Below are 10,479 nucleotides of genomic sequence, written 5' to 3'. Positions count from 1 at the left end.
CAATTAGTGATGGTATTATTCGTAACTGATAAGAATTCAGCAATAGCTGAATATTTCCAACCAAGATACATGAGCTTAAACGCTTGAATGCGCTTCAGCACTTTAACAGACTTGGTTTTCGGCTCAGCAATTTTAAGTTGTTCATATTCTGCATCTGAAATGCTAACTCGTTGAAATGGTTCACCTTTTCTCATATACTATATAGTGCAGTCATAGTATATAAAAGTTACAAAAAATAGAGACCGTCACATTACATGTTGGTATTATCAAACTAACCGCAGACGAACGCCGATAAACGCGGATATGCTACCTGAAAATCTGTGTTCATCTGTGTTTATCTGTGGTTTAATTAAATTCACCAACACGAATTGTAACGGTCTCCTCTATAGTTATACTATAAATACAATAAAGGAAATCTTTAATTGGAGAAAAAGGATAGCAAAACCCATAGAATTCGGATTGATACTGAAGGACGAAGATGCCAGACAGTTCTGGATGGATAAAAAAAATCCAAAGGTTACCAGAGAACAGGTGGACATGTTCAAGGAAGCCAGGCAAATACATAAATGCAATTTTAAACAGTAATGGAATCCGAACCATTTTTTGTAGATAAACCTTCTATTGTGCCTTTAACAAAAAGGTACGATGTAACTTCTTTTACGTCCACAAATGCCGAACTTAACGACTTTTTGATAAATGATGCCCTGGATGACCAGGACGAAATGAAGCAGGACAAATCTCTGCTGCCTTAATAAGAGTATTACAGGTTTTTTCACTATTGTTGCCGATACCATTGAGGTCCAGGCCATTGATGAAGCAGATGGCATTGACGGTTATCCGTATCATAAATACCCAAGTATCAAGATTGCCAGACTGGCGGTTGATGAAACTTGAGAGAGGCGGGGTTCGGCAGGTTCCTGGCTGCTATCGGGCTGGCACTGTCAGTGTCTGAGATTATAGGCTGCCGGTACCTTACTGTGGATTCCAAGCCTGGGAGTATGAGTTTCTATGATAGGCTGGGGTTCAGGGCGGTGGAGAGGTACAGGCAGACTGATTTTCCTAAAATGTACATTGATATGCGGCCTGTTGTGGAAAGGATGCAGCCGGAAGAATCTCTTTCGGATTTTGAGGTGTAGTACTGTGTCAGTATAGGAATGGATGCTAAAAAGGACCTGCGCGTGGATATGGGAAAGTATTTTCCGTAACCGAGACCTTGTGACAGGACGAAGGCATCCACGATTCTGCCCCGGTGGGGATGCTTTATTGTTGTACCGGATGTGACGGCACGTTATGGAGGTGTCCTGACCAGCCTGGGAAGTATGGTGAAGGGTGGGTTGGAGCGGGAGCTTTGAGGAGATATGGACGGGGGGTTTTAGGAGATATAGGGGAGAGGGTGGTTCGTGAGGATGAGAGGTGTGTGGTTTGCTATAAGAAGAGTAAATGTGGTAGGGGATGCTAGGTGATGAGGGTGTGTGATCTGCACTGTATTGAGGTAAAGGAGAAGAGTATAGTAATAATATCAGTCTAAAGATACCTTTAATGATCATAGAATTAAATATTTCTTAGGATTGTTCGAGTATTAATTAGAAACTCTAAAATACTTAGAACGAAAATTAGTAATAATATATAATTAATTTGTACTATTATATCAATTAATTAATTAAAGATGGGGAAAAAACATGAAATATTTCGAATGGAATGACCTTATAGCAAGAAAATTCTTTAATAATGAAATGGCAGGCCGAGAAGTATTAGTTTATGTCAATAAAGAAATGATAGAACAGTTGGGGATGGCAGCAGGTGCTGATGTTGAAGATTTTATTCAATGTATTAAAGTTGGCCCAGATTGGATCGAAAATGGAGGTTTATGCCAGAAAGCTCTTAAATTATTTAGCAATTGGAGAGATTATGAACTGGAGTATCCACCATATATAGCATATTTAGGATTTTTTGTCCTTGCAGCAACCACTGAAGGGGATTTCAATCAAAAAGCTTATTACCCTAGATTTTGGGAATTGCTGGGTGAAATCGATAAGTCTGGCACCCCGCGACAGTTTGGTAAAACTGAAATATTGTGGGAAGACCTAGAAAAATGGAGTACTGAAGACAAGCATGAGGAATGGGGGCGCTTTACTGCACGTATACGTGGGGGCATGAAGCATATTGGACGTCCATTATCTCAGACCCTCTTTTCAGACAGTGAACGAAAATATTTGCCTTTAATATTTGATAAAGCTGAACTCGATCCGACCGATAATCCCTCTGATGATGTGATGACACGAATACTACAAAAATACGGAGAAAATATATTCGCAAAGCGCACACTACGCCTTTTGGATAGTTCACAAACCGAGAATACTGAAATGAAAAATGCACTAATAGAATTCGTCCTTGATGAACTCACTGAGTGGGATGGTTCATTACCGGACTTTTTATTAGATAATCAACACTCTTCACAGCCTCACCAACAAAATTCTCGTGTAGGACTACGAATATGCCTTGAACTTGACAAGTTCTCAGGTGTGGTCACTTCGACATTGAGACTTAAGGTTAATAGATCATTTCCTGATGATGGGCTTAATTTTGAATATCAGGGTGAATTATATTCATGCGTGGAAACTGCCCCGCCCAATTGGTCAACGAAACTTAAAGGAGTACTACACAGTCAGCCATTTGATGCTGCAACAATTGATTGGGGAAATGGTGCTAAATTTGAGGATAAAGAAAATAAGTTTATTGCACGACTCAAAGCAAATCCAGTAAGGCTTTTTTTGCGAGGGAAGAGAGAAAGACTTCCTGATTGGATTGAATCGCAACAGCTGGAGAGGGGGTGTGAATTTCTAGTAGCATGCCATAGTAGTATAGCTAATAAAATACGGGAATGGGGCGACATATCATGTGAAGAGTTTCACGAAAAAACATCAAGTGGGCTCCCTCATGAGTGGTTGTTATTCGGTGGCAAGGATGGACATGCCTCATGTAAAAGTATTGATGTGTTAACCCTTTCTAAACTTTTAAAATTACGCCTATATGGGGGTATTAAAATTGGTCGGAGCAATTCTTTTTTAAGTTATGGACCGCCGACTATCATCTTAGAAAGAGGGTATGGTAACGAGCAGGTCATGTTAGATGGGTGTGAGCTTATACGAAACGATACGACTATACCTCATTGGGATCTTCCAAGTGATACACAAATAGGGAGTCCATTGATTATCGAAGTGTTTAATGAAAACGGAACTATTTTGAAACGACGTAGAATCGAATTAAAGGAACCAGAACTTCCGGCTGATTTCAAAGACACACCACTGAGGGATATGTCTGGCAAGATATTGATTAATGATATTTCAGTTCCATATGCAAGTGGTGCCATTGTTGCAGGAATTGATCCATCGAATTGGGGCGTTTTTCCACACACACTTCCTACCTACTTATCAAAAACAATCGTATTTTTAGGGAACAAGCCTGGTGAAATTGTAGAATGGCCAAATGAGAAAATGCCAGAAGACTGGCATCCTGTGTGGGCAGTCGCAAAGTCTGGAAAGGATAGCTGGAATGTTCATTTTTGTGGTCAACTTGGTATCACAGAAGATAATTCCAAACAAGATTTTGCTTCACCTGATACGAGAACTATAAAGCGATGGAGGGAAGCTGTCTGGAATAGGCGTAGGAGGACAAATGCTCCAAAAATTAAAAAAATCAAGGATATGTGGATAAAATGCCAAGAGGTTGCAAAACATGTCTGAACTCCTTTTACAAACCATTAGTACATTTGGCAATATGAATATTGACAAGTTTAATACTGCCTTTAATGGATTGAGTCAATCAATGATGATGTCTAATCGAGAAGTTGACCTGAATTATGTCCGACGCCAAACTATCAGGCTTTTCGATTCACTGGGTCATTGTGATTTCGATTTTGATAACCGCCGGGTTTTCGCCTGTTCACCTTCTTTAGTAGCATTGCCGACATCTGGCCTCCCTAAAGCGATATTGACCGGGGCCAGAGTTCCATCATTAATTAAGGATATAAAAAATTTCGTGCGGACAAATCGTGATTCAATTTCATTTAGCGAAACACAACAGAACAACGAGTACCTTTTTTTGCCTTCAGCCATCTACATAGAGGCAGTTGACTATGAATACATAAAAAATGTATCACTTGCCACTCAAATATATCATTATCTGGAGACACCTGTAGCATGGTCTTTGGCTAATTTTTCAGTCGGGATTAAAAATATCATGGAAAATCTTATCTTTGAACGTAGAGATGATATTAACTGGAAGAAACAAACTTTTTCTACTGATTCACTAACATTTTCGAATCGTAATTGTGATAATATTCAAAAACTCGTTTCCTATGTCAATCCTGTGAACCAGCAAAGAAAGCACTGGGTGTGGGATAATAACCAGACAGCTGAAGTGGATCGTGATTGGGGAAGATATATTATTCTTGCATCTCAAAAAAAGAATGTCATGATTTATGATGAACGGTATCATCGATTAGCTGTGCCGTCAACGGTGCCTCTCCCCCGTTTTTTGGCAAGAGCTGTTACACTTTGTACCGGAATGGCTCCAGTACCCGCACCAATCGGCGAAGAACCTATAGGAGGATTACCTGCTGGACATCAAATGGATATTTATTATGACGTCACTCCGCCTATTGCTAAAATGATTTCAAGAAAATTATCACAAGATTTAGTACCGCACAGTATTTCGTCTGACAGAAAAGGAGTGATATCATGAAAGATCAAATAGGTGCATTTGATACAATAAGAGATAACTTTATTTTATACATAAAGACCGCGTTTGGTACTCGTTTTCCTTACATAGAGGATGAAAGGGAAGCACTTCTGCGGGAACCAAGGGTTATGTGCCAGGAACCGTGGATTGAACCGTTGCCAGTGTATCAAAAATCCGGAAAGACTATTTCAAGTTTAGCAGAAGAAGATCTTTCAGGATTGAATGAGCAGGAAATAACTGACTTTAAGTCTTTAGTTTCGTGCGGTTTGTTCAAAGACTACGAACTACATGCCCATCAGGCCGAAATGCTTAAAAAAACACTAGACTGCAATAATTGTATTGTTACCGCAGGCACAGGTTCAGGCAAAACTGAATCATTTCTTCTTCCCCTTTTTGCCTATCTTTCCCGCGAATCATCCAAGTGGGAAGCTCCAGGCACTCCAGACTCCCGTGTCAATAACTGGTGGAATGATACGCAATGGCAGAATTCCTGTATCGGTGATAACAAACGAATTCAGCACACTTATAGAATTCCTCAGCGCGGTCATGAAAAGCGTGAAGCAGCAGTTCGCGCACTTATTATTTATCCAATGAATGCTCTAGTTGAAGATCAGCTTACTAGGCTTCGAAAAGCTCTCGATTCAGATGATGCCAGAAAGTGGTTCCAGAATGATCGGCAAGGGAACAAGATATATTTCGGACGTTATAACAGTAGCACACCTATTCCAGGACATGAATTCACAAAACCTGGCAATCCAGATAAGAAGAGAATAGAAAAACTTACTAAATCTTTGAAGGAAATGGATTATGCTGCGAAAGCTGCCGAAAAACATTCCTTGGAAACTGGTGAAAATGATGCTAAATTCTATTTTCCAAGACTCGATGGTTCTGAAATGCGTTCCCGCTGGGATATGCAGGATTCACCACCCGACGTGTTAATAACAAACTTTTCAATGTTGAGCATTATGCTCATGCGCGAAGCAGATGAAGCAATCTTCGAGAAAACATGACAATGGTTGGCTGGAGGGGAAGAGAGAGTATTCCACCTGATTATCGATGAACTGCACCTTTACCGGGGGACAGCCGGCGTTGAGGTGGCATATCTTTTGAGGTTGCTGCTGCTCCGTCTAGGCCTTACACTAGATCATCCAAAATTACGCATCCTTGGGTCTAGCGCATCTCTAGATTCTAATGATCCAAAAAGCCGTAAATTTTTGCATGACTTTTTTGGTGCATCAGCGAATAGTTTTGAGATAATAGAGGGTCGTAACCAACCGATTCCACCTGTTACCGGCTATACTTTTTTGCCACCAGAACCTTTTATTACATTCGGTAAAAAAGCACCGGATTTTCCTGAGGATGCCTGTCAGAATACAGCATATTCTCTTGGTTATAAAGGAGATGTGCAATCAGGGAAGTTGGCTTTGAAAGAACAAATGGAATCGGATGATATGTGCATTGCCTCCAGAATGCTGAATGCATGTGAGTACGAAGGAACTACCCGTGCCGTTTCTCTTAATTACTTTGCATCACGACTTTTTGGAAATGATCAAAATAGACGTGAAGCTGTGCGCGGTCTTCTTGCAGCCCGTAGCATATGCGACACTATCGGGCAGGAATCAACACTGCCTTCATTCCGGCTTCACTGGTTTTTTCGCAATATAGAAGGACTTTGGGCATCGACCAAGCCACCTGAAAATGCAGACGATGGCAGGCCTGTGGGGAAACTGTACCCATCCTCAACAATCGTTAGTGATACACATATTAGAGTGTTAGAACTACTCTATTGCGAACACTGCGGTACAGTTTATTTCGGTGGAAACAAGCTATATCTTCCGGATGGTGATATTGAGATATTATCTTCAGACCCAGACATAGAAGGAATCCCCGACAGGCAGGCAGCACGGTTTGTGGAACGCCAAACATATCGAAATTTTGCTGTATTCTGGCCATGTGGCGATTCGAATTTTAATAAAGGGGCAGAGAAATGGAATCAGCCCAATTTAAGCAAAAGCGACAAAGAAAAAGGATGTTGGAATGCTGCAAGCCTCGACTCACGCTCAGGGAGGGTTCGACTTTTGCATGAGGAAGATCCAGAATATTGGGTGAAAGGGTATGTTTTTCAAATAGGCTCTATAAGCAGAAAAAGCTTCGTAGAGACTGAATCAAAAGATTCTTTTGCTGCCCTCCCTTCAGTCTGTGCTTTTTGTGCAAAAGACCACTCTGGACGCCAGCGAAGATCACCAGTCCGCGGGTTTAGGACTGGTTTTTCAAAGGTTAGCCAGATATTTACAAAAGAGCTTTTTTACCAGCTGCCAGAAGAAAACCGCAAACTTTTAGCGTTCTCTGACAGTCGCGAAGACGCTGCGCAAATTTCAAACGGTGTTGAGCGCAACCATTATTCAGATTTACTTAGGGAATCTTTCATACGGGAACTAATCGTTGCTGCAATAGGAGAGCCAAAGCTGCTTGATGATATTGAACAGAACCGTGCATATTCTCCGTTTGCACTAGAATATTTAGAAGAATATCCAGGAGCGGATATTGCAATCCTTAAAGATATTGAATTAATTAAAGCTGGCATTCCTGCAAATTTGCATGAGGCGTACCGTGAACCTGTGTACAAGGCTCTCAATGATGCTCAAAAAAGGATTGATGGCATAAAAAGGCGGGGGCAGTTGAGGGTAATTCCCGTAAGCGATTTGATCTATCCGGCGCAAGATAGTAATGCCGGGTGTGGACGGCTTATCCAGAAACTCATTGATACAGGAATCAATCCGGCGGGAAATGATCTAGATGTGCAGGAATTCAAGTGGGAAGATGACTGGCACCGATGGACTAACCTTTTTGATTTTAATGAAAAGAGATGGAATGCTAAGCTCCCACCAGATGCAGAGCGTGCAAAAGAGAGAATTCGCACAGAAATTAGAAAAGGACTGGCCAGTCTGTTTTTCAGCAGACTTTATTTTAGTCTGGAATCGTCAGGGCTTGGCATTATAAAATTGAAGATTGAAAACAGCGAACTTTCAATCTATGCAGCTAAAGCAGGCATCCAGCAAGAACAATTAGAGATTTTCCGGCAGATATGCGATTCTGTTTTGAGGGTATTGGGTGATTCATACCGCCATGAAGGATCAGATTATGAGCCGAATGACTGGCCAGATTATCAAGATTCCAGTGCAAAATTCAAAAATTATGTCCGGGCAGTTTGTAGGAAGTTAGAAAAAAATGAAACTGATGTTGGATCTGCAATATTTTCTGTACTTCGCGAAGTCGGCCATCAAAACGGTAAAATCCATATAAGTAGCCTTGATATTAAAGTATGTCTTTCAGATGATCCTGTTTGGATTTGTCCCGACTGTCACCGTACGCACTTGCACTATTCAGCAGGCATCTGCACAAACTGTCAATCAAAACTCGATGAAAAACCCGGTGATACCTGTGAAAACATCTGGGAGCGCAATTATCTGGCACGTACAGCTGCAGACAGGCGCTTCCCACTCAGGTTACACTGTGAGGAATTAACTGCACAAACAAACGATCAGGCTGAACGCCAGAGACTTTTCCGCGGTATGCTTGTTGAAGGGCAGGAAACGGAGTATGTAAAGCAAGTCGATGAAATTGATGTCCTGAGCGTTACGACTACAATGGAAGTGGGAGTGGATATAGGAGACTTGCAAGCTGTTATGCTGGCAAACATGCCTCCTGTTCGTTTTAACTACCAGCAACGAGTCGGGCGGGCAGGGCGTCGCAGTCAGGCTTTCGCTACAGTTCTCACCCTCTGTCGAGGCCGCAGCCATGATGAATATTATTTTGCCAATCCCTGTCGTATTACAGGTGATTCTCCACCTGTACCTTTCCTTACTATGGGTCAGCAGAGAATTATTCAGCGTCTGTTAGCCAAAGAATGCCTGCGCAAAGCATTTCGGAATGCTGATGTGCGGTGGTGGGACAATCCAAACTCGACTGACAGTCACGGTGAATTCGGGCAAGTCACTAGCTGGCCTAGCATTCAACAAAAAGTCACTAGCTGGCTGCAAACTGACATGTATAGAGAAGAAGTTATTAGGGCACTTATTGGAGATGTGAACCAGCAAGAAATCCAGGAATGGCTACACCATCTTAGTGGTAAACTACCTTGTGATATCAACAAAGCATTCGACAATCCAGAACTTGCTGGAGATGGATTAGCAGAAAAACTTGCAGAAGCTGGTATCCTACCTATGTACGGAATGCCATCACGCACCCGGTTACTGTATCATGGATTACGTAAAGACGATTCGCTTACCATAGATCGTGACTTAGAGCTGGCCATCACAGAGTTTGCTCCAGGTGCACAAAAAACAAAAGATAAGGCTGTTCATACTGCAATAGGATTTACAGCACCTTTTGTAAAAAGAATCGGAAAATGGCAGACTGTTTCTAATAATCCTTTGCCAATGCGTATATGGATAGAAAGATGTATTAAATGTGGCAATATGGAAACAAATGAATTTCAACAACCTTTAACTGAATCTATTGAGTGTATTAATTGTGGAAATTGTGGAGAGCCAGAAGGACAGTATTTCAAACGTTATTGTGCAGTAACACCTTTAGCATTTCGGACTGATTTATCAAGAGGTAAGGATGCAAAGGAATGGGGAGATATTTTTCCCGGTATTCCGTCCACTGTGACAGAGAGTTCCCGAACAAGATTTTCTCCAATTGAGAGGTCCAACTGCAAAGTGAATTTTTCTTCTGATTCCCGTGTATGGCGTATCAACGATAATGCAGGAAATTTTTTTGAGGGAGCAGAAGTTACAACAGAAGGATACTCATACCCAACAAGCGGGTTAATAAAAAAGCCTTATCTCAATTTTCACAATCAATGGATATCATCAGAATATATTGCTGGTGTTAGCACAGAGCAACCAAAAAAATTAGAAAAAATAGCAATTCTAGCTGGTAAGACTACAGATGTTTTAAGATTCATGCCTTCCCAAGTTCCTCTGGGTTTAAACCTTGATCATATGAGATCAAAAGGCGGTGTTAAAGCAGCTATTTACTCTGCTGCATTCCTTTTGAGAGCAACTATCGCAGATAATATGGATATAGATCCTGAAGAAATCGAAATCTGCAATTTACAGCGTCATGAAATTGATGGTGAATATGTAGGTGAAATTGCTTTGAGTGACCGTCTAGCTAACGGTGCAGGTTTTGTTCGCGAAGCCTGCAGTGACTGGGATAAACTGTTATATGGAATCCTGCACCCTGACCCACATTCATTTCCATGGGTAATTGCTTCTGAGTCACACCGTAAAAAATGCAATTCCGCGTGTTATGATTGCCTCAAAGTGTACCGCAACATGACATATCACGGTCTACTAGATTGGCGTCTTGGCTTGGCTTACCTGCGTGTACTGCATGACCAAAAGTATTTATGCGGGCTTGATTGCCATTTTGAAACACCAGAATTAGATGGTTGGTTGGATTTCGCCAAAAAAGAATCAGATACATTTGCCTCACAATTTAAATACCAACCCCATACATTTGGCTCTTTGCCTGGGTTTAAAGCTGGAAACAGAAATGTCATTATTGTCCATCCACTCTGGGATACGCATAGTCCGCGTGGAATTCTTGCAGAAGCAGTTGCAAATGCAGGAAACGGACCGGAACCGGACTACTTGGATACTTTTAATCTGCTACGAAGACCAGGATGGTGTCGCACTGAACTTGAAAAGGATGTGGATTCATAACATC

Annotated in this window: 8 protein-coding genes; 7 read left to right on the top strand and 1 reads right to left on the bottom strand. The window is 41.4% G+C overall.

All coding sequences use genetic code 11. The annotated features are described in order from the left end of the window. Window positions 1-194: helix-turn-helix domain-containing protein (locus HF974_11425; GenBank protein ID MBC2698918.1), on the bottom strand; the 194-nt coding region annotated here is incomplete at its 3' end. A gap of 390 nt (window positions 195-584) precedes the next feature. On the opposite strand from HF974_11425, the gene HF974_11420 reads away from it, so the two are divergent. From HF974_11420 to HF974_11390, 7 genes are all read left to right on the top strand, one after another. After that, entirely contained in the window at window positions 585-752 is a 168-nt protein-coding gene (locus HF974_11420; protein ID MBC2698917.1) for a hypothetical protein, read from the top strand. 138 nt (window positions 753-890) lie between these two features. Then, on the top strand, window positions 891-1,136 hold the full coding sequence (locus tag HF974_11415; protein MBC2698916.1) for a hypothetical protein: 246 nt from the start codon (window positions 891-893) through the stop codon (window positions 1,134-1,136). A gap of 119 nt (window positions 1,137-1,255) precedes the next feature. Continuing rightward, window positions 1,256-1,459, top strand: coding sequence for a hypothetical protein (locus HF974_11410; GenBank protein ID MBC2698915.1), 204 nt, complete (start codon window positions 1,256-1,258; stop codon window positions 1,457-1,459). A 220-nt stretch (window positions 1,460-1,679) separates the two neighbouring features. Continuing rightward, window positions 1,680-3,743: a hypothetical protein gene (locus tag HF974_11405; GenBank protein ID MBC2698914.1), complete on the top strand. Its 2,064-nt coding sequence runs from the start codon at window positions 1,680-1,682 to the stop codon at window positions 3,741-3,743. Continuing rightward, on the top strand, window positions 3,736-4,743 hold the full coding sequence (locus HF974_11400) for a hypothetical protein (protein ID MBC2698913.1): 1,008 nt from the start codon (window positions 3,736-3,738) through the stop codon (window positions 4,741-4,743). The genes HF974_11405 and HF974_11400 overlap by 8 nt, the downstream gene beginning before the upstream one ends. Continuing rightward, on the top strand, window positions 4,740-5,750 hold the full coding sequence (locus HF974_11395) for a DEAD/DEAH box helicase (GenBank protein MBC2698912.1): 1,011 nt from the start codon (window positions 4,740-4,742) through the stop codon (window positions 5,748-5,750). The genes HF974_11400 and HF974_11395 overlap by 4 nt, the downstream gene beginning before the upstream one ends. 6 nt (window positions 5,751-5,756) lie before the next feature. Beyond that, on the top strand, window positions 5,757-10,475 hold the full coding sequence (locus tag HF974_11390; protein ID MBC2698911.1) for a DEAD/DEAH box helicase: 4,719 nt from the start codon (window positions 5,757-5,759) through the stop codon (window positions 10,473-10,475). Window positions 10,476-10,479 lie beyond the last annotated feature (4 nt).

Source organism: ANME-2 cluster archaeon, assembly GCA_014237145.1.
Classification (GTDB): Archaea; Halobacteriota; Methanosarcinia; order Methanosarcinales; family Methanocomedenaceae; genus Methanocomedens_A.
This window is presented reverse-complemented; position numbering and strand designations above follow the sequence as displayed.